Raw genomic sequence first — 19,913 nt, 5'->3', positions numbered from 1 at the left:
CTTCAATGAGCGACACACCTAAAGACCAAGAAGAAAATTCAATTGAGTCAAGTGCTCTTAATGAGAGCTCCGAGTCGACAGGACACATCGAAAAGCGCACCAATACTCGATTTTCTTGGGGTATTGGTTTGGTTGGTTTATTGCTGCTACTCAGTTGTGGACTTTCTAGTTGGGTGTATTACCAATATTACCTTGGACAACAAACCTTTACGTCCACGGTTTCTAATCTGCAAGGGCAATTAGAGCAACAAAAGCAGAACCTACAACAACGCGAACAACTAGCACAACAATTGAATAAACAAATTAATCAACTAGGAAAACAGCTTTCTCAGCAAGAAAGCGCGAATGGTTTATTACGGCAACAAATAGTCGCTACTCAAGATAAATTGCGTTTATTGACCAGCCAGGGTAAACAAGAATGGGTCCTCGAACAGGTTCACTATTACCTGCGCCTTGCACAAGAAAAACTTTATTTCGAACATAATCGAGATGTCGCCATCGCTTTACTCATGCAAGCAGAAGCTACGCTCAAAGACGAAGGCGATTTACAACTCACGCCTCTACGACAAGCCATTAGTAATGATTTATTAACCCTAGATGCCTTGCCCAGTTTTGACAGTTCCAGTGTACTCATTCGATTGAATAGTATGAGTGACGCTATTACTTCGCTCACGACCAGTGCACCCCAATTCAAGAATGTGGCAGATTTACCCAACGTCGAGAATAAAGCCTGGTACGATAGATTTGTTGCAACCATGTCAAAGATTACAGAAGATGCAATAAAGATTCGAACGCATGACGATAAAGTACAGCCAATGCTCACTAAAGAGCAAAAGGCAATTCTGCAAGCGACCATTCAATTAGCACTAGCACAAGCACAAACGGCCGTGCTTGAAAATAATAACGAGTACTATCTTTCTCGATTGACTTTCAGTGAGTCAATCATCCATCAATATTTCAAAATTGACGATGCGTCGCAGTCAATTCTTAATCAACTCTCTGAACTAAAGAAGGTGTCTTTCGACAACTCCATTGAATTGAACTTAACTTCTCGCCAGTTAATTGAAGAAATAAAAGAGCAACGTCGAATGCAGTGGCTGAGTGAACAGCAAAACCCTAAAGAAAGCGGAGACTCTCAATGAGACTATTTTACTTTCTTTGTGCAATCGTTATTGGAGCGGTTCTCGCATATATTATTAAAGACCAACACGGTTATGTCTTGATTGCATGGGGAAAAACAACCATAGAGATGAGACTATGGCTGGGCGCATTTTTATTGATCAGTTTTACTATCGCGGTGATTTTTTTAAGTTGGATTCTATTAACCGTAAAGCGTAGCGGACGACGAGTAAAAAGGTGGACGGCGCAACGTGGGAGTCAAAAGTCTCGAGGACAAACCATTAACGGATTAATAGCGCTAACAGAAGGACACTGGACAAAAGCGGAGCAGTTTTTTCAAAAGGCCAATGAAAAATCAGACAGTCGTCTGATCAATTACATATTGGCTGCAAAAGCTGCCCAAGAACAAGGTAACTATAAGGCGAGAGACTTATATTTACAAAAAGCATCTGAGTGGGAACCAGACGCCAGTATCGCGGTTAGTGTAACTCAGGCGGATCTTCAATTTGAAAGTGAGCAGTACGAGCAAGCGTTAGCAACGCTTTCACAACTTTGGTCTCAGAAACGACGACATCCCTACGTTTTGAAATTACTGGCGAAGTGCTATGTACAATTAAATGACTGGTCTTCGCTCTACGACTTATTACCACAATTAAAAAAGCAACAGATATTTTCGAACGAAGTCTTTAGTTCCATAGAACAAGAATGTTTAATCAACTTTATTCATTCATCAGCGAACAAAGGTTGTGAGCATCTACAAACAGTGTGGCAACAGCTGCAAAGTGACTATCAAAAGCGTGAAGACTTAGTGGAGTGTTTCGCAACTTACCTGATTCAGTTTGGCGCAAATGCAGAGGCCGAAATGGTACTGCGTACTGCACTAAAGCGACGCTACTCCGCAAAACTAATTTATCGATATGGTAAAGCAAATGGACGAGATGCAAAGTCGCAACTCGCTTTTGCGGAAACATTTAAAGAGCAAGGTGCTCGAGATTGGCAATGTTTGCTCTCTCTTGGACAGCTAAGCTATCGAAATGAATTATGGGGAAAAGCCAATAGTTATTTGGAGCAAGCATTAAACCTGCACCCAGATTTAGAAGTGCTAAGACTGTTGCTTGATGTAAAACAACACTTAGATGAACCCAATAAAAATATATTAAACCTAATAACTCAGGTATTAGACCGTCGCGAAATATCGACGACAACTGTCCCCTTAAATTTAAGGTTAGAGCAAGAGAAAGAACATGAGTAAATCACCACCAAGCGTCGGCTTTGTATCTTTGGGCTGTCCGAAAAATACCGTAGACTCAGAAAGAATCATGACGCAGCTGAGAGCAGAGGGTTATCAGTTATCCAATAGTTACCACAATTCCGACTTAGTGGTGGTAAACACCTGTGGCTTCATCGATGCCGCAGTACAAGAGTCATTAGATGCCATTGGCGATGCGTTAAATGAAAACGGAAAAGTAATTGTCACGGGTTGCCTCGGGATTAAAGAAGATACTATTCGTGAAGTGCACCCAAATGTACTCGCGGTTACCGGACCTCATGCCTATGATGAAGTGCTTTCTCAAATCCATCAGCAGCTTCCTCCAATGCATGATCCCTTTATGGATCTAGTTCCGCCAGCCGGGTTAAAACTAACCCCTGAGCACTATGCTTATTTAAAAATTTCAGAAGGATGCAACCATAATTGCACCTTTTGTATCATTCCATCGATGCGTGGGAAACTCGTTAGTCGAGATATAGGCAGCGTATTGCAAGAAGCTGAAAATCTCGTAAACAATGGTGTTCGCGAATTGCTAGTCGTTAGTCAAGACACAAGTGCCTATGGAATTGATGTAAAGTATAAAACTGGCTTCTGGGGTGGATCTCCGGTAAAAACTCGCTTCAAAGAATTGTGCCAAGAGTTAGGAAAAATGGATGCATGGGTACGTTTACATTATGTATATCCTTACCCTCATGTTGACGAAGTTATTCCGTTAATGGCAGAAGGATTAATCCTCCCTTACCTCGACATACCTTTTCAACATGCCAGCCAACGTGTTTTAAAAAATATGAAAAGACCAGCGGCAAGTGAAAAGGTACTGACTCGAATAAAACAATGGCGAGAAATTTGTCCTGAAATAGCAATCCGTAGCACCTTTATTGTAGGTTTTCCGGATGAAACAGAAGATGATTTCAAGCAACTCATCGACTTCTTATACGAAGCTCAACTCGATCGTGCGGGTGCTTTTAAATATTCCCCCGTGGATGGCGCAACGGCAAATAGCTTACCTAATCATGTCGATCCCGACGTTCAACAACAACGCTGGGAAACATTCATGGCCGTTCAACAAGAAATAAGTTCTAGCAAATTGCAATCAAAAGTAGGGACACGACAAGAAGTATTGATCGATGAAATTACTGACTCAGGCGCGACTGGACGAAGCCGTTTCGATGCTCCTGAAATTGATGGGCTGGTTCATATTACAACGGATGAAAAACTAGAGAAAGGCGACTTAGTCGAAGTTACCATACAGTCAGCCGACGATTACGATTTATATGCTTAGAAAAAGGGCCCGAAAGGGCCCTTTTTTTATTTACCGATGAATTTTTCTAAAAAAGTTTCTATCTGTTGATAGAGTTCATAATTGTTCTTTTCATTTCTAAAACCATGACCTTCTAGCGGTTGAACGTTAGATTGATAAGGATACTTTTTCTTATCTAAAGCCTTCGCTAGGGCTTCATATTGTTCAATAGGAACACGGGGATCGTCTTCTCCATGAACCAAAAACACGCCGGCTTTAAGCTTGTCTAAATGATAAATGGGGGATCGTTGACGAACAAACTCCTCATCGTAAGCATTCCAAGCTTCTTTTAAAAATCGGCGACCCCACTCACTTTGAGCAGTATCACTTTCTTCGGTTTGAATAGCAATGTCGTAAACACCAACATAAGCAATTGCGCATTGATACAAATCGGGCTCTTTTACGACACCCATCATCGCAGCGTATCCACCGTAGCTTGCTCCATAAATACAGATACGTTTCTTATCAGCAATTCCTTCTTTGATTGCCCATAGGGTTGCATCGGTCAAATCATCTTGCATCTCTGCACCCATTTTTAGATAAGCATCGTATTGAAAGTCACTACCACGACCACCAGAGCCTCGATAGTTTACTTGCAGTACAGCATAGCCTCGGCTCGCCAAAAACTGAGTGTCACGATTCGAATAGTTATATCCCCACTCATCTTTAGGCCCATACGGCCCACCATGGACATAAACAACCATTGGAAGATTGGTTTTCTTATTCAATGGACGAGTTAAGTAGCCTCTAATTTCGAGCCCATCTCTTGCTTTGAATGCAAAGGGCTCCATTGGGGAAAGCTTTTCACGCTCTATCCAAGGAAGCGTGTCTAACAAATATTCAAGTTCGGAGGTTTTGTTGTGGAACACAAAAAAAGTTCCAGGATTGGTATCTGCCCATACTTTGACTAATGATTTACTTCCATCTTCTGTCGTATTCAACACATCAACCACTTGATCAGGAAAGACCGATGCAAGTGACTTAAGGAATGTAGCGCTTTCAGACTCAGGTTCTAAATAAGTATCAACGACGTGGCCAGGCATTTGACGGAAACCAACCAGCTCATCGGTACCTTTGTCTTGATTATATTTCGTAAGGTATCCTTCAATATCCGCATCGCCTTCAACCGCTCTTATTAAATTAAATGACTTGTCGGATAGATTAAGAGTGTAGATACCTCTCTTTTTATCTTCATTACGAACTTCTACATATAGTTTATCGCCCGAGCCATTAAACATAATCGGACTTAGGCCCATCTTTTTCTCATCAAACTCTGCGAACTTTTCCCACTCGTCTGTTTTTTGATTTCGAATATGAATAAATATCTTTTGATTATCGCGGTCAAATTGAACACCACCTTTGATAAAACCGGTTTGGTCTGCAATCAGACTCATGTCTTTATAAGGAGATTTATCGACTTTGATTTTCGATCCAGTATAAATATTTAATTTATAAATAACTTGATAGCGACCTTCATACATCGAGATTAGAATATGTCGGTCGTCTTTACCTAAGGTATTTAAAATATTATACCCTCGGGGACGATCACCACTACGACCTGGTTTGCTAGGCTCTGGTAACAATTGAACTCGTTTACTGCCATCAATATTGCCAGCAAACAAAAAGCCCGTTGGACGAGCTTGATCCAATGGACCGACTTTTGCGACCAAGGTTGCATAAATTCTTTCGTTATTGAACCAGCCGAAGCCACCGATCTCTTGGTTTTCTTTCGCAAAAGCAAATAGATTTAAGACTTGCTTCGTTTTGGAATCAAGAACGGCTAGTTGTTTTTCATCTTGAACATTCACAGTTGCTGCATAGTAACGTCCATTTGGAGAAACTTTAATATCTGAAATATCTGGGTTTTTAAAAAAATGTTCTACTGGAACCTTTTCAGCAAATAAAAAACTAGAAAATAGTAAAACGATTAAAATAGTTGCTTTTTTCATATTAAAAATCCTAAAAAAAAGGCCGTTCAAAGAACGGCCTTTTCATCTACTTTAAATTAAAAAGTATAGTTTGCTTCGATGAAGAACTCTCGGCCAATTCCCGCACCTGAATAGGTGTAAGGATTATACCAAGGGTGATCATAGAACAAGAAAGTAGAGTCAGATGGTGGTTTTTGGTCAAATACATTTCTTACACGAAGACGCGTAGAGAAATCGTTTGACCAATTATAACCCAAGGTGTAGTTCCAAGTAATGTAAGGACCTACACGACCATTGTCACCTTCAAGATCTGCTGGTGGACGATAGACGCCAGTTGAACCGCGACGGAATGCTGTGATCGCAGTCGACAAGCCATCGTTACGATAACCAAAAGTTGCCGATACTGAAGAACGGAAATCCCAACCACCGTTGTAAATATCATTTCTTAAATCTAAGTAATCTGACTCATTTGTAGATTTGTAGAAATGTTTATTCATGTTGCTGTAAACGATGTCGAAGTTGAAGTTTCCAGCTTCTGTTTGCCAAGAGTTCAATAACCGAGCATCAATAGACGTTAAAATTTCTTTCGCTGAATTGTAAGGCGTACGATTCAAACGCGTTAAGTAAGAAATTCCTGTGTTGTTGTCGAAACCACGATCAACACGCGCATCGATTTCGTTACAGGTGTAACGGCCAACGCTTTGAGAAGGATCATAGTTTGGACCGTCATTGATTTGTGCACGATAACATTCAAATTCTTCTTCAAGAATTAAACGTGGTGACTCAGTAACAATTCGGTCTTCAAGCTCAACTCGGTTCCAATCGACGATTAATTGTGTGGTTTCACTAATATCAACCGACAGGCCTAAGCTGATTGTATTACCTGTTTCATCTTTCAACGGAGTAGCACCAACGTCTTGTGGACCAACTCGTTGCGTGAACACAGATTGCGCGTCACAAATACTGGTATCAAAATTATTGATATCAGGATTGTTTCCTAAAGCAACTTCGTTTTGGAAACACTGAACTAAGTCCGTTGCTCCTGTGAAGCTTCCTGAACGCACGTAAGTGATTGCCATATCTGGCGCTCGGTAACTGCCGCCGTATCCACCACGAACCAGTACACTGTCTTGAGGTCGCCATTCAAAGGTTAGCTGCGGAGTGAATCGAGTTCCGATGTCTGAAGAAAAGCTATCGTAACGATCCAATCGACCAGCGACGTTTAAGGTGAAAGTCTCGTGTAATGGGAAGCTCACCTCGATGCCTGCAGCAGAGCGATCGCGATCACCAATACCGGTGTAACCGGTCAGTCCCCACCATCCTGATCCAACTAGATAGTCAGCAGGTGGCGCTTGAGTTAACCGCTCATCAGGCTTGTATTCAAGCTCTTGACGCTCATGCTCGATCACGGCCGCATAACCAATGGCACCAGCGTCCATTTCACCCAACTCACCGGTCAAGGTAGCTTGGAAGCTCAACGAAGAGGTTTCATTTGAGTACTCTTGAATGCCAATAGCGTCGTTAATCAATGCACGACTGTTATCATCTAACGGACGGAACAATGCGTCAGTGTCGAGACCAAAGGTCCCATTACCTTCCCACCAGTTGTCGCCAAAGAATCCAATACCGTTGTAATCACCTAAGAATACATCGATTACGCTTTCGGCTTTCCACCAAGGATTTTTCTGAGTTGACTCGTAAGCAGAGTAGTTCACCACAGCTTCCCAATCATGGAAACCGATATTGCCTTGCAATCCAACACTGAAAGTAATCGCTTTATCGTCGAAGGTTTGATCAAGATCTCGTTGAAGTTCTGTCGCAGAGAATCGACGTTGAGCGATGTACCAGTCGTAGTAATCACCAAAAGAGAAAGGCGTAGGAACGATGGTGTCAGTATCTAAAATATCCTGACTGATCGTTAAGTACCGATTACCACTGGCTGACTCACTTTGGTAATACATAAGATTTGAGAACAATTTCAGATCGTTCGATACTTCGTAAATGCCATCAAGCATAAACGATATTGAGTCTTTCTTGTTTCTAAGATTCGTATCTGCAGCACCGTCTGATCCACAGAACCAACCAAAGTCTGGACGGAACGCTCGCTCAGAACCGTTGTTTAAGGTTTCACAACGATCAACGCCATTGGCCAGAGGATCGACATAACGATCTCTACCCCAATAAAATTCCCAATAATTTGAGTTGATAATGTCGCGAAGCAAAACGCCTTGACCGTAAGGGAAATCTAAATCTGAATCGTAATCGTCAAAATCGCCAGCTTTAAGCGCGTCAAATTTTTGAAACTCGACCGCCGCGGTGATGTTCCCTTTATCAAAGGTACTTCCCGTTACAAATTGAATTTGTGTTTGACCAGAACTCGATTCTTGTGGGCGACCATAAATCGCTGTCAAAGTGGTTTCATCAACGTCATTACGAAGAATGATGTTAACAACACCCGCAACCGCGTCAGAACCATAAATCGCAGAAGCTCCGGTGGTTAACACTTCAAGCCGCTCGATCGCAGCCGCAGGAATTGATCCATAGTTAAATACCGAAGCGTTCGATTGATAAGCTGCGGGGTAGTTCGCGACGCGACGACCATTAACAAGTACTAGAGTGTTTCCAACACCAAAACCACGAAGGTTTAACGTTTGAACATCTGGAGTGAATAACTGCGACTCAGGACCTTCAAATTGAAAACCGTTATTTTGAGGTAGATTTCGCAGCGCATCAAATACGGTTACATGGCCTTTAGCCGCCATGTCTTCGCGACTGATCACGATTACCGGAGAGGCGCCTTCAACTTCCGATCTTTTTATCCGTGAACCAGTAACGGTAATTTTGTTCTTTTTTTCTTCTGCTCCCTCGTCTTCAGCGGCAAAAACCGGCGCGCTAAGCAACGAAGTTGCCGAAGAAAGAACGATTGCGAACTTTACTGCGTTCGCCAATACATTTCTTTTCATGGCAAAGTTTCCCTGGTTGTTTTTGAATAGCTATTAATTATATTTTTTTGAGATAGTCTTTCGACCACACAATGTATAACCCATCACAGCAAAAGTGTCTACTAGGTCATCCATTTAATCGAGTGTTGATATTACCACTTATAACTTTTTTGCAGAACAGACCAGATTTTCAATAAGAAAACTGGTATTCAATAAAGAACTCTCGACCAATCGCATCGTATTGACTGCGGTCATAATACGGCCACTCGATTCGCGAGGGATCAATGGGCGGCTCTTTATCAAATGCGTTTCTAAGCACGAAAGACACTCGGTGTGACCGGTTGAACTCGTTCTTCACAATTAGGTTGGTGATGGTCCAGGGATTAATCTTTCCGGTACCGTCAAAATTGATTCGAGAACCTTTACGATACCAAGACAAGGCCGTCGTCCAGTTATCGACTCCCCAAGAAAGCGACAGGTTTGTTCTTGACTTGACTTCGCCATTGCGCGGATCGTTTTGATAGTTACCTTCGTAAGTTGACGGTTCGCTGGCTATTTCTTGTATTTCTGTTTTTAATATTCTTGAATATTTAAAATCAACGCCAAAAGAGCCCAGGTCAGAATCGGCATAAAACCAGTTAGCTGAGAACTCAACCCCTTTTTGTCGGCGCAGAGCGCGATTGACTGGTGAATTGACGATGCCTATCACACCAAAGCCATTTCTGAAAACACGGGCGTTGGTGTCTTGGCAAATTTGAGAGTTAGGATCGACCGCATCACCGGTAGTAAAGTTTACACCTGCGTCGCACTGCGCCTCCCACAACAAATACTGTGACTCCAATTGCAGGCCAACTTGGTTTTCTAGGTCAATTTCATACCAGTCAATCGCCAGGCCTAGGTTTTCTATACCGGTGTATGAAAAGCCAAACGTCCGTGAACTGCCTTTCTCTTCTTCTAACTCAAGGTTCCCACTCCATATTACCGGTGTTGAAGTCGCCACGTAATTCAAATTATTTTCACAATCCTGATAGCTATTCCCATCGACATTAACGCACTGGAAAACATCAATAACATCGGTGAAGTAAATGGTTGGGTCAGCAAACAGATAATGCATATCTGGGGCACGGAAACTGGTGCTGTAGACGGCATTAACACTCAACGATTCCGTTGGACGCCACTGCATCGAGCTTTTCCAAGTCTTCGCACTTCCAACATTTGAGTCATCTTGGTAATCATCCCATCGAGTCGCCAAGGTTAAGTCGAGCTTACCCAGCGAGTCGTTTCGCATTAACGGGAAAAACCATTCGAAGCCTATGGCATAACGGTCGCGATCTCCCCTTCCAGACGAACCTCCGAAACCAAACCACTCAAAATTTTGACTGGTTTCATCGACGTTGATGCGGTAGCGAGTTTTGTTCCACTCAGCGATGAATGCATAGCGAGACGGTTGATTATTGATGGAAAAGCCATCGCCAGACATCCAGTAAGACAAATTCATTGATTTTGAATTTGAATCGTTGAATCGAGTACCAATAACGTTTTGAAAGTCGCTTGGTTGGTAAACGTTAAAGATATCTTCGGCAACGTTGAAAAAGTTGACGATGCTGTCATTACGAAATTGTCGTGACGATTCATAAGAATCATATTCACTAAGAGTAAACGTCACCTGATAATCAAAGTTTGACGCTAAACCACTGAAACCCGTCGTTAGAGATAAACTTTGTTCATCAAATTTTTTATCTTGATTGCCAGTTTCTTCGAAAGTGAACTCTCGATACACATAATTTGCATTGCCTGAAAGATCATCAATGGAGCCTTCCCAAAACAGTGGAAATGAGCGTGCATCCGTCTGGCTATCCCATAAGATACCGTCAATAAACCACTGTCCATATTTAGTCGGTAGTTCAATATGTGTGAATATAGAGGCATCTTCTCTTTTATTTCGCAGGCTATCTTCTCGTCGAGTTCCGCGAGAACAGTAGGAATTCGAATCGACGGTGACTAACTCGGAAGGATGAGGATCACACGCAGCATTGCTTGGAACCTCAAATAAGCCAGTCACAAAGTCATAAGCACCTATAGAAACAGGTAATATATTGGGCTTAGTCTCAGATAAGTAGTTTCTTTGTTCGGCAAAAATGGGGTCACGCTTCTCCCACTGATACCCAATGGTGATCAAATGATCAGAGCTGCGAAAGCTATTTCCGCCAGAAACTTTTAACGATCGACCGCCACCTCGAGTGGTATCACCATAAGTGAGGCTTAGTTCATCATTATCGAACTCTTCTCGTAAAATAACATTGATGACTCCTGCAATTGCATCCGATCCATAAATTGCAGAAGCGCCATCGGTTAATACATCCACTCGTTCGATCGCGATGGTTGGTACCGTGGCAAAATTGAAAAAGTTAGCTTCACTTTGGTAAGGCGTTGGGTTTAATGCGAGTCGCTGCCCATTAACCAACACTAAAGTTCGCCCAGGTCCGAATCCTCGCAAATTGACAGCTTGAGCTGCCGAGGTAAATCCGTTAGGAAATTGATCGCCTTCTAAAAGCGACCCCGTCTGAGCGGTCAATGCCATCAAGGCTTCGTACAGATTTGTGTGTCCTAGGCGGGCTAAATCGTCGGCGGTCAAAGTTAGAATAGGCGCCGGACCCTTCTCATCTTTCTTAATTAATGAGCCGGTGACTGTGACTTTCTTATCTTGATCCGAATCTTCTGAAGGTGTTGCGCTGTAAACCCATTGCGACATGGTCGATGCAACACACATCCAGAACCAACTTGAACGCATTCTTTGTTCCCCAGTTAAAACCGCCTATCTTCGGCTTTACAACCACTACATTTTACAATTGCCACTTTTAGCAATGACTATAGCATTATTTTGTATCTTAAGCGGGACTTAGCGCCCACTTCATCAACCGACAACTATTACTCAATGTACTGTACAACTGCAATCTTTACCCTTTAAAACGTGAATATTACACAAAGTTATTCTTCGCTTATAAATACAGTTTTGTTAATGAATTAATGTATGGACGAACTTCATCGTCAAACGGTACATCTCGGGCTTTACTCAAAATTGAGCGTAAAACTCGCTGCTCATCCTGATCAACTTCGCCATCTTCGAGAGCGATAGTAATTATTCGTTCCAATTCATCAACTGAATATCGTCCATCTTTTGCAAAGGATGAGATTGATGCCATGATCATTTTCACATGACTCGGAACTTCTTTTATTTGATTGGTTCTTTTTGATGCCTGACTGTCTTGATCGCTCATAGATAACCCCGTTTAATTATCCTTGCTGGCTACGGCATATATGCCTGGAGCATTCCTAAGGTATTCGTTAAAATCCATGCCGTATCCAAATACATAACGATCGGGTATTTCTATACCTACATAGTCAGCTTGGTAAGTTGGATTGGCCTTTCTATCATGCTTTTTATCCAGCAAAACTGCTGTTTTAACCGATCGAGCGCCCTGCGCCTTTATCGCATTGAGAATCGCCATCAGCGTGTGCCCTTCATCAAGAATATCATCGACGACCAACACATTGCGATCGAGCAACTCATATTGAGGTAGCGCTTTCCAATGCAGCTCTCCACCTTGAGTCTTGCCCCGGTATCGAGTGGCATGACAATAATCAATATTCAAAGGGAAAGTAAGCTTGGTTAAAAGTTGACCAGCAAAGACTAATCCACCATTCATAATGGATAAAACAACCGGATTCGCCTCAGCCAAGTCATGATTAATTTGATACGCCATTTGATTAATGGCCTGCTCCACTTCTTGCTGAGTGTAGAGACAGTCTGCTGATTTAAAAACATCGTTAATGGTTTCGATGATTTCTTTATCTTTCACGTTAACATCCTTTTCTTTTTATTATCGTAGCCTTAACTAATCTGTACTAGCTCAGACTTAATCTGACAGTTACCCGTTTTTCAATTGGTGTCTGTCAGTTTAGATTTGAGCTAGATTTTTGTCAGCCCAAATTCTCTTACCATCAATTAATGTTTCATTGGGCGTTCGTCCACAACACATTTTTCCTTGATGGGTGCGTTCATTATTGTAGTAAACTATCCATTCGTCCAGATCCTTTTGAAGCTCATCCAGTGAACTGTATAATTTCTTCCGAAATGTAACCTGGTAGAACTCGTTCAATATCGTTTTATGGAATCGTTCGCAGATACCATTGGTTTGCGGTGACATTGCTTTAGTCTTTGTATGCTCGATGTCATTGATTGCTAAATACAGCTGATAGTCGTGATGTTCAACTTTTCCACAATACTCAGTGCCGCGATCCGTTAATACTCGCAACATGGGTAACTCATGTTGCTGGAAGTAAGGTAGCACTTTGTCATTAAGTATGTCGGCTGCGGTAATAGGTGTTTTTGTGGTGTAGAGTTTGGCAAAGGCAACTTTGCTGTAAGTGTCGATGAAGGTTTGTTGGTAAATTCGTCCAACGCCCTTTAGGTTACCGACATAAAAGGTATCTTGTGAGCCTAAGTAGCCAGGGTGAGCTGTTTCAATCTCACCACAGGCTTCATCATCATTTTTCTTCTTCTCAAGTGCAGCTATTTGGCTATCGGTCAGTATGATGCCCTCTTTAGCAACCTTATCTTCCAGTGCCTTCAAGCGCTTCTTAAAGTTTTCTAGGTCATGCCTGAGCCATATCGACCGGACACCGCTCCCTGATACAAAGACTCCTTTCTTTCGCAACTCGTTACTGGTTCGGTGTTGGCCGTGTGCCGGAAACTCAATGGCATAATTGATAACCGCTGTTTCTGTGGCTTCATCAACGCGATTTTTAACATTTGGGTTGCGACGGCTCTTGCTGATAAGGGCATCGATACCGCCTTCTTCGACCAGTTCTTGATAGCGATAAAATGTATCTCGTGATACGCCCATTACCTTACAGGCTTTCGATACGTTCCCGAGTTCTTCTGCTAAGTTAAGTAAACCAGCTTTGTGTTTTATGATTGGGTTGTTAGTATGTAGCATGAGAGTTACCTCTATAACGTTCTGATTTAAAGATTCGACACCTTTAATCAAAACGGGTAACTCTCACTTTTTCAAGTTGATGTGTCAGATTAAGTCGAGACTAATTCAACTAATCAGAGTCAATGTTTACCCACTGAATCATCTGTTCTGTCGGCTTCTTCTTCTTTGCTACCGGCTCAGAATCGGTCATGTTTTCTTCATAACCACATTCGACACAATGCATATGAGAACCTTGCTCAGACTCTACCAGCGTAATGACGTCTAACTCACTACAACTCGGACACTGAGCACCAGCAATAAATCGTTTTTTCATTGTTCACCTAAAAGTTGTTCGTGCAACTGAGCCTGTTGCTGCTCAATTTGGTCTTGGAGCTCAAACCATTCTGCTTCGAATGCGTCCAGTTTTGCTCTTGCTTCCGATTGCTCTGCAATCAGCTGAGTGAGTAGTGCTTTATTCTTTTCTTGATACAACTCCGGATTACTCATTTCTTGCTCTATATTGTTAAGCTCGACCTGCATTTTTTCCATGCCCTGTTCAGACGTTTGAAGTTGCTTTTTCAACGGAGCCATTGCCTGCCGAAGTTGAGCCTCGAGTTGCTTCTGTTTTTTGCGATCAACACTACTGATGCTAGTCGATGTTGATGATTCCACCGCTTCATTCTCACCACTGCCCCATCGATTCGCCTTTAGCCATTGATGATACTGCTGTGTATCTCCATCAAATGCACAGACTCGTCCACTGTCGACCAAGTAGAGTTCATCAACCGTCGCATCCAATAAAAATCGATCATGTGATATCAATACCACAGCGCCAGCAAAATTCTGAATAGCTAAAGTTAATGCGTCTCGCATTTCCATATCTAGATGATTCGTTGGTTCATCGAGAAGAATTAAATTGGGTTTTTGGTAGATCATCAAAGCTAATACCAATCGCGCCTTTTCGCCACCTGAAAAAGATTCAACCGGCTCAAAAACCTTGTCACCATGAAAATTATACCCACCTAAATAATTGCGAACCTCTTGCTCCGTTAAATGCTCATCTAATTGTTGCATTTGAGAAAAGGCAGAGGCTTTACCATTGAGCTGTTCTAATTGGTGTTGAGCAAAATACCCGACTTGTAAATTTTTGCTTTGTTGCCGCTCGCCAAGCATTGAAACTTCAGTATTCGCGATCGCCTTGAGTAAGGTCGATTTACCAGCGCCATTGCGGCCGAGGAGTCCAATACGAGAGTCACAACGAATGGAAAAGTCCAACTCATTAAGAATCCAAGTGTCTTGGTAACCAACCGTCAATTTTTCAAATTTAAGAAGCGGATCCGGTTTGTGTAGCGGGTCAAAAAATTCAAATGACAAGCGTTCTCTGACGCGAATATTTTCAACACTTGCCATTTTTTCAAGTGCTTTTACTCGACTTTGAGCTTGCTTTGCCTTGCTGGCTTTCGCTTTAAAACGATCAATAAACGATTGCAAATGCGCTACTTTAGCTTGTTGCTTTTCATACATTTTTGCTTGCAATTGTTCTTGTTGTGCTTTCAGTTTTAAAAATTGTGAGTAGTTACCGCTGTAGCATTTAACCTCGGTCGATTCGAAATGCCATATTTTTTCAACTAAAGCGTCTAAAAAGTCTCGGTCGTGAGAGATCACCAGTAAAGTACCCGGATATTTCTTTAAAAATGATTCGAGCCAAAACACAGCGTCTAAATCTAGATGGTTGGTAGGCTCGTCGAGCAATAAGATGTCAGAGGGCATTAACAGTGCTTGCGCTAAATTCAGTCGAACTCGCCAACCACCGGATAGCTGATCAACATGTGTATGAATAAGCGCTTCACTGAAACCCAAACCGTAGAGAAGTCTTGATGCCCGAGCTTCAACGTCATAAGCGCCAATATTTTCTAACTTTTCATGTAATTCGGCAATTCGATGTCCATCGTTGTCAGACTCTGCTTGTCGTAAGTCGGCTTGCGTTTTACGTAAGATTTGATCGCCATCAAGAACATAGTTTAAGGCCGATTGTGCGACACCGGGCGTTTCTTGTTTTACTTGCGCAATTCTTAATTTGTCCGAGAGTTCTACTTCACCTTGATCGCTGGCAATTTCACCGAGGATCAACTGAAACAAAGTAGACTTACCACAACCATTGGCTCCAACGATTCCGACTTTTTCTCCGTTAAATAAAGTCGTATCTAAGCGGGTCACGAGAGGTTTTGCCGCTCGTGAGTATGCAACGTTTGAAAATGTGATCATATAGTAATTACTACTCAGTGCTGGTAGGGTTGAGAAAAAATCAAGGCTTAGCGATGTCCGACACCACTATTGTATTAATAACCCTAGTAATTTACAAAGTCATACTGTTACTGATTGGCTTTTGGGCAAGTAAACGCAGTCAATCGACCACCGACTACTTTCTTGCGGGTCGTCAGCTAGGCCCCTGGGTGGCCGCCATTAGTGCGAGCGCCAGCTCTAGTTCGGCTTGGACTTTACTAGGAGTCAGTGGAGCAGCTTATTTATGGGGGTTTTCAGCCATCTGGCTATTGCCGTCCGTACTTTTGGGTTTTTGTTTCAATTGGTTTTGGCTCGCGCCAAGAATTCAAAAACTCAGCCAAGCTGAGAAGGCGGTTACATTGACCGATCTATTGGTCCCGCAGCCACATCAAACGATGGCACTGACCATTCGGCGAGCGGCGACTATGATCATTGTATTTTCGTTTACTTTCTATATTGCGTCTCAATTTAAAGCCGCTGGCACCAGCTTCAACTCGGTATTCGACTTAAGTTTCAATCACGCCATCATCCTTGGCGCACTGATCATTATGATATATACCTTGCTTGGAGGTTTTTGGGCCGTCAGTGTTACCGACACGCTTCAAGGTTTACTCATGGCAGGTACAGCTTTGGTACTGCCCATCGCTGCACTGATCCACCTAGGTGGCTTAGGAGAAATGGTCACTAAAATCGAACAGTTACAGCTCATCGGTTTTACCAGTTGGAGTGGTGAACACAGCGGCATTGCGGCGCTTGGTTTTATCATCGGTCTTCTAGGAATCGGTAATGGCTATCCAGGTCAACCCCATGTAGTTAATCGGTTTATGGCGTTGAAAGATAAAAGAAGTCTCGATCAGGGACGTGTTATCGCGCTTACTTGGGCCATGTTTGTGTACGTTGGCATGTTAATTTTAGGCTGGAGTGGTCGGGTCATTGTTCCCTTTCTTAGCGATGGAGAGTCGGTGTTTTTCGCGGTCACCCAAACACTGTTTTCACCAATGGTAGCTGGAATCATGATTGCAGCCGTTCTTTCAGCAGTTATGTCGACAGCCGACTCACAAGTTTTAGTGGTGTCTTCCTCAGTCGCTTACGACTTAAAGCCCGGCCAACGAACCCACAGTGTATTAGGCGCTCGGCTCGCCGTATTGGGAGTTTGCCTATTTGCAACGCTGCTCGCCTTGTATATGGATGACGCTATATTTAGTCGTGTGCTATTTGCATGGCACGCCATAGGCAGTGCCTTCGGCCCAATCCTGATCGTTCGATTGATGCGTCGACAAATGAATAACGGTATCGCTTTGTGGTCAATGATGGTTGGTTTTGGTTTAACGGTATTTATCAATCATTATCCAAACTGGCCTGGTGATTTCGCCGAACGCTGGATACCCTTTACTCTCGCCTTTGCCATTGCGCTGTTAGGATCAAAAAAGCCATCTTAGTCCCTTAAGATGGCGTGGAGAGTTGGTGACTGGATTAACTTGGTTTGGCTTCTGTTTGTGGAGTTTCGCTAACCACCTCTGCTTCATGGGCCTCGGCTTTTTGTTCAGCGGAAGGCGCTTGCGGTTGCTCTGACTGCGTCCATTGAGTGATCTTATTTTTCACCGAACAGAACAGCTCAGTCCAAAATTCATGAAATGCAGCACCTAAAACAATTCCAACGATCAAATAAAGCATTCGGTTCTCCTTTATCAGTAGGTTACCGATGAAAAGGCCATAGACTTTCCCCTTCATCGACTCTGTACCAAACCAATACAAGTCTTATGCCAAAAAATAAACCCCTTAAATACAATAAGTTACAGTTGTCTGTTAATTTATCTTAGTGGAATTGACGACTTTTTAGTGAGTTTGAAAAGATTTTTCTTCGACCTGCTTTGTGTTTACTTCAGACTCCTCTTACAATGCGCCAATAAGAAAAGAAACGGTAGGAAGCTCAATGAGTTGGTGGACACTTCTTCCGCCAGTGCTGGCAATAGCACTGGCTATTTGGAAGCGCGAAGTTATTTTAGCCTTATTGGTGGCCATATTCAGTGCGGAATGGTTGCTTGCGGACTTCAATATCGCTTTGGGCTTACTCAATACGACAGAGCGCATCGTAGCGGTTTTCCAAAGTGCCGGAAATACTCGAATTTTGCTCTTCAGTTTGCTCATTGGTGCACTTCTAATGCTCATTCAACGATCAGGCGGAGTCAGTGCATTTGTCCAGTGGGTGGCGCATAAAGGATTGGCCAATACCCCTCGAAAGGTCGGTATGCTGCCCGCAATAATGGGCATATTAATATTCATAGAAACCAATTTAAGCGTTTTAACGTCCGGCATTCTCGCCCGTAACTTGTTTGATAAGTTCAACATGTCTCGAGAGCGCTTAGCATTTATTATCGATTCTACCTGCGCTCCGGTATCAGTATTGATCGTTCTAAACGCCTGGGGGGCGTACATTCTTGGGCTACTCAGTGACTACCCCATTTCAACCAACCAAGTGTTACTCAGCTCTATTCCCCTAAACTTTTATGCTGTGACAACGCTCGGATTGGTGTTTTATACGGTTCTCACCAATCGTGTTCATGGTCCAATGAAACGGATTGAACATCATCGACGCGAGGTACCACTAGAGCAATTAGAGCCAGCAACCCACAAGCGTTACATGCTACTGCCTTTAGGGACTATGATTGGCAGTATTATTGGGTTTATGTGGTACACCGGGGCGGCAGCAATCAACTCCGCTTCACCTTGGCAAGTAAGCTTATCCGAGGGCATTCTCAACGGCTCAGGCTCCAAGGCGGTATTGTGGGGAACGGTTCTTGGCCTATTGTGTGCCTACTTGTTGCTTAAATTTCAAGGAAAACAACGTCATAAAACTCTTATCAACTGGAGCTTTGAAGGTATGGGGCGGTTGCTTGGGCTGGTCACTACGGTGCTATTAGCACTCGCGTTGGGGAGCAGTATGAAAGCATTGGGAACCGGAGCCTTCGTCGCGCAAATGATTGGTGAGCACTTACCGATTTGGACGGTTACCCCGATGATTTTTATCGCTGCTGGCGTGATCTCTTTTACTACCGGAACGTCTTGGGGAACCTTTGGTATATTAATTCCAATAGGAATACCTGTTGCACAAAGCATGGGAATTCCCGCAGAACTGATTCTTGCAGCAATTTTAGGCGGTGGCGTGTTTGGCGATCACTGCTCGCCCATTTCTGATACGACCATCGTATCGTCGCTAGCAGCGGGCTGTGACCATTTAGACCATGTTAAAACGCAATTACCTTATGCGTTAACCGCAGGAGCAGTAACCCTAGCAGGTTACACGTTAGCATCACTGTTCTTTTAACAAGCGTTCTAATTCCGCCACTTGCTGCTCTAACACTTCGAGCTTCTGCCGTGTTTTGAGTAGCACTTTGCTTTGCACATCAAACTCTTCACGACTGACTAGCTCGAGTTTGGAGAGCTGAGATTGCAGAACTTGACGCCATTGTTGTTCCATCTGCTGGCTAAATTTTTTCAGCTCAGGTGGCATTAATTGTGACATCTTGCCACTTATTTCATCTATAATCTTGGGATCAATCATGGTTCTTATCAACGGATAAATAATAACTTTGCACACTATATCGGAACGCTTATGAAATTCAATAAATGGATATTATTACTGACAGCAATGATGCTACTTTCAATGGGCCATAGTGCCGAGATATACCGATGGGTTGATGAGAATGGCAAGGTACATTACAGCGACAAACCACCCAAAGGCGCCAAGAAAAAAGCGCAGCAGGTGATCATCGACAGCACGCCAGAAGTTGCCAAAAAAGACACGGTGGCTCGTTCCGCCAGTGATCGAATGGCGGCCGCGAATCAGTGGCTCAGCAGCACTCGCGAAAAAAAGGAAGAAAAAGTCGCAGAACGCGACCAAGCCTATCAAAAAAAGCAACAAAGAATTAGAGACTGCAAAGTGCTGAAGCGAGAGTTAAAGGATTTTCAAAATGCCGACGTCGTCTACGATTATGATGAGAATGGCGAGCGCTTTTATTTATCTGAACAAGAACGTGATAAGCTTATTCACAATATCAAACAAAAAATGACTCAAACCTGCGAGGAATAAAC

Annotated in this window: 16 protein-coding genes; 6 read left to right on the top strand and 10 right to left on the bottom strand. The window is 43.0% G+C overall.

Annotation, left to right across the window (positions count from 1 at the left end):
- Positions 1-5 precede the first annotated feature (5 nt).
- The 3 genes from Q9312_RS12980 to rimO are packed head-to-tail and all read left to right on the top strand — an operon-like array spanning position 6 to position 3,671.
- Positions 6-1,142 carry a uroporphyrinogen-III C-methyltransferase gene (locus Q9312_RS12980; RefSeq protein ID WP_309201285.1) on the top strand — a complete coding sequence of 379 codons (1,137 nt, stop codon included), beginning with the start codon at positions 6-8 and terminating at the stop codon, positions 1,140-1,142.
- Complete coding sequence (locus Q9312_RS12975) at positions 1,139-2,371, top strand: heme biosynthesis HemY N-terminal domain-containing protein (RefSeq protein WP_309201284.1); 1,233 nt, start codon at positions 1,139-1,141, stop codon at positions 2,369-2,371. The genes Q9312_RS12980 and Q9312_RS12975 overlap by 4 nt, the downstream gene beginning before the upstream one ends.
- Positions 2,364-3,671: a 30S ribosomal protein S12 methylthiotransferase RimO gene (rimO, locus tag Q9312_RS12970; protein WP_309201283.1), complete on the top strand. Its 1,308-nt coding sequence runs from the start codon at positions 2,364-2,366 to the stop codon at positions 3,669-3,671. The genes Q9312_RS12975 and rimO overlap by 8 nt, the downstream gene beginning before the upstream one ends.
- 26 nt (positions 3,672-3,697) lie before the next feature.
- Here rimO and Q9312_RS12965 read toward each other — a convergent pair whose 3' ends face one another.
- The 8 genes from Q9312_RS12965 to Q9312_RS12930 all read right to left on the bottom strand — a co-directional run bounded on the left by Q9312_RS12965 (position 3,698) and on the right by Q9312_RS12930 (position 15,803).
- A complete protein-coding gene (locus Q9312_RS12965) occupies positions 3,698-5,638 on the bottom strand; it encodes an alpha/beta hydrolase family protein (RefSeq protein ID WP_309201282.1) in 1,941 nt (646 codons plus the stop codon).
- Between the two features lie 56 nt (positions 5,639-5,694).
- Complete coding sequence (locus Q9312_RS12960) at positions 5,695-8,580, bottom strand: TonB-dependent receptor plug domain-containing protein (protein ID WP_309201281.1); 2,886 nt, start codon at positions 8,578-8,580, stop codon at positions 5,695-5,697.
- A 169-nt stretch (positions 8,581-8,749) separates the two neighbouring features.
- Entirely contained in the window at positions 8,750-11,350 is a 2,601-nt protein-coding gene (locus tag Q9312_RS12955; RefSeq protein WP_309201280.1) for a TonB-dependent receptor plug domain-containing protein, read from the bottom strand.
- A 208-nt stretch (positions 11,351-11,558) separates the two neighbouring features.
- Entirely contained in the window at positions 11,559-11,837 is a 279-nt protein-coding gene (locus tag Q9312_RS12950) for a hypothetical protein (RefSeq protein ID WP_309201279.1), read from the bottom strand.
- A gap of 12 nt (positions 11,838-11,849) precedes the next feature.
- The gene (locus tag Q9312_RS12945) at positions 11,850-12,419 is read right to left on the bottom strand and encodes a hypoxanthine-guanine phosphoribosyltransferase (RefSeq protein ID WP_309201278.1); all 570 of its coding nucleotides are present in this window, start codon (positions 12,417-12,419) and stop codon (positions 11,850-11,852) included.
- Between the two features lie 99 nt (positions 12,420-12,518).
- The gene (locus Q9312_RS12940) at positions 12,519-13,559 is read right to left on the bottom strand and encodes an IS481 family transposase (protein ID WP_309201277.1); all 1,041 of its coding nucleotides are present in this window, start codon (positions 13,557-13,559) and stop codon (positions 12,519-12,521) included.
- Between the two features lie 109 nt (positions 13,560-13,668).
- Positions 13,669-13,872, bottom strand: a complete 204-nt coding sequence (locus Q9312_RS12935; RefSeq protein ID WP_309201276.1) for a YheV family putative zinc ribbon protein — start codon at positions 13,870-13,872, stop codon at positions 13,669-13,671.
- A complete protein-coding gene (locus tag Q9312_RS12930) occupies positions 13,869-15,803 on the bottom strand; it encodes an ATP-binding cassette domain-containing protein (RefSeq protein ID WP_309201275.1) in 1,935 nt (644 codons plus the stop codon). Before Q9312_RS12930 ends, Q9312_RS12935 begins: the two co-directional genes overlap by 4 nt.
- A gap of 53 nt (positions 15,804-15,856) precedes the next feature.
- On the opposite strand from Q9312_RS12930, the gene Q9312_RS12925 reads away from it, so the two are divergent.
- The gene (locus Q9312_RS12925) at positions 15,857-17,260 is read left to right on the top strand and encodes a sodium/proline symporter (protein ID WP_309201274.1); all 1,404 of its coding nucleotides are present in this window, start codon (positions 15,857-15,859) and stop codon (positions 17,258-17,260) included.
- 34 nt (positions 17,261-17,294) lie between these two features.
- On the opposite strand, the gene Q9312_RS12920 is transcribed toward Q9312_RS12925, so the two are convergent.
- Entirely contained in the window at positions 17,295-17,495 is a 201-nt protein-coding gene (locus tag Q9312_RS12920) for a hypothetical protein (protein ID WP_309201273.1), read from the bottom strand.
- A 259-nt stretch (positions 17,496-17,754) separates the two neighbouring features.
- Here Q9312_RS12920 and Q9312_RS12915 point away from each other — a divergent pair, with 259 nt between their 5' ends.
- Positions 17,755-19,146 (top strand): Na+/H+ antiporter NhaC family protein, encoded by a 1,392-nt coding sequence (locus Q9312_RS12915; protein WP_309201272.1) that lies wholly within the window; start codon positions 17,755-17,757, stop codon positions 19,144-19,146.
- Here the strand turns inward: Q9312_RS12915 and ubiK are convergent.
- Positions 19,132-19,383: a ubiquinone biosynthesis accessory factor UbiK gene (gene ubiK, locus Q9312_RS12910; protein ID WP_309201271.1), complete on the bottom strand. Its 252-nt coding sequence runs from the start codon at positions 19,381-19,383 to the stop codon at positions 19,132-19,134. The two genes, Q9312_RS12915 and ubiK, sit on opposite strands and share 15 nt — an antisense overlap.
- A 51-nt stretch (positions 19,384-19,434) precedes the next feature.
- Here ubiK and Q9312_RS12905 point away from each other — a divergent pair, with 51 nt between their 5' ends.
- Positions 19,435-19,911 (top strand): DUF4124 domain-containing protein, encoded by a 477-nt coding sequence (locus Q9312_RS12905; RefSeq protein ID WP_309201270.1) that lies wholly within the window; start codon positions 19,435-19,437, stop codon positions 19,909-19,911.
- Positions 19,912-19,913: the final 2 nt, after the last annotated feature.

It is taken from the genome of Pleionea litopenaei, from assembly GCF_031198435.1.
In the GTDB taxonomy this organism is placed as follows: Bacteria; Pseudomonadota; Gammaproteobacteria; order Enterobacterales; family Kangiellaceae; genus Pleionea; species Pleionea litopenaei.
The sequence above is the reverse complement of the archived record's forward strand: the minus strand, read 5'-3'. Positions and strand labels throughout refer to the sequence as shown.

Coding starts and splice junctions, on each gene's coding strand:
- Q9312_RS12940 (WP_309201277.1), bottom strand. CDS start 13,559: ATGCTACATACTAACAACCCAATCATAAAACACAAAGCTGGTTTACTT.
- Q9312_RS12960 (WP_309201281.1), bottom strand. CDS start 8,580: ATGAAAAGAAATGTATTGGCGAACGCAGTAAAGTTCGCAATCGTTCTT.
- Q9312_RS12920 (WP_309201273.1), bottom strand. CDS start 17,495: ATGCTTTATTTGATCGTTGGAATTGTTTTAGGTGCTGCATTTCATGAA.
- Q9312_RS12950 (WP_309201279.1), bottom strand. CDS start 11,837: ATGAGCGATCAAGACAGTCAGGCATCAAAAAGAACCAATCAAATAAAA.
- Q9312_RS12915 (WP_309201272.1), top strand. CDS start 17,755: ATGAGTTGGTGGACACTTCTTCCGCCAGTGCTGGCAATAGCACTGGCT.
- rimO (WP_309201283.1), top strand. CDS start 2,364: ATGAGTAAATCACCACCAAGCGTCGGCTTTGTATCTTTGGGCTGTCCG.
- Q9312_RS12925 (WP_309201274.1), top strand. CDS start 15,857: ATGTCCGACACCACTATTGTATTAATAACCCTAGTAATTTACAAAGTC.
- Q9312_RS12930 (WP_309201275.1), bottom strand. CDS start 15,803: ATGATCACATTTTCAAACGTTGCATACTCACGAGCGGCAAAACCTCTC.
- Q9312_RS12955 (WP_309201280.1), bottom strand. CDS start 11,350: ATGCGTTCAAGTTGGTTCTGGATGTGTGTTGCATCGACCATGTCGCAA.
- Q9312_RS12975 (WP_309201284.1), top strand. CDS start 1,139: ATGAGACTATTTTACTTTCTTTGTGCAATCGTTATTGGAGCGGTTCTC.
- ubiK (WP_309201271.1), bottom strand. CDS start 19,383: ATGATTGATCCCAAGATTATAGATGAAATAAGTGGCAAGATGTCACAA.
- Q9312_RS12935 (WP_309201276.1), bottom strand. CDS start 13,872: ATGAAAAAACGATTTATTGCTGGTGCTCAGTGTCCGAGTTGTAGTGAG.
- Q9312_RS12905 (WP_309201270.1), top strand. CDS start 19,435: ATGAAATTCAATAAATGGATATTATTACTGACAGCAATGATGCTACTT.
- Q9312_RS12965 (WP_309201282.1), bottom strand. CDS start 5,638: ATGAAAAAAGCAACTATTTTAATCGTTTTACTATTTTCTAGTTTTTTA.
- Q9312_RS12980 (WP_309201285.1), top strand. CDS start 6: ATGAGCGACACACCTAAAGACCAAGAAGAAAATTCAATTGAGTCAAGT.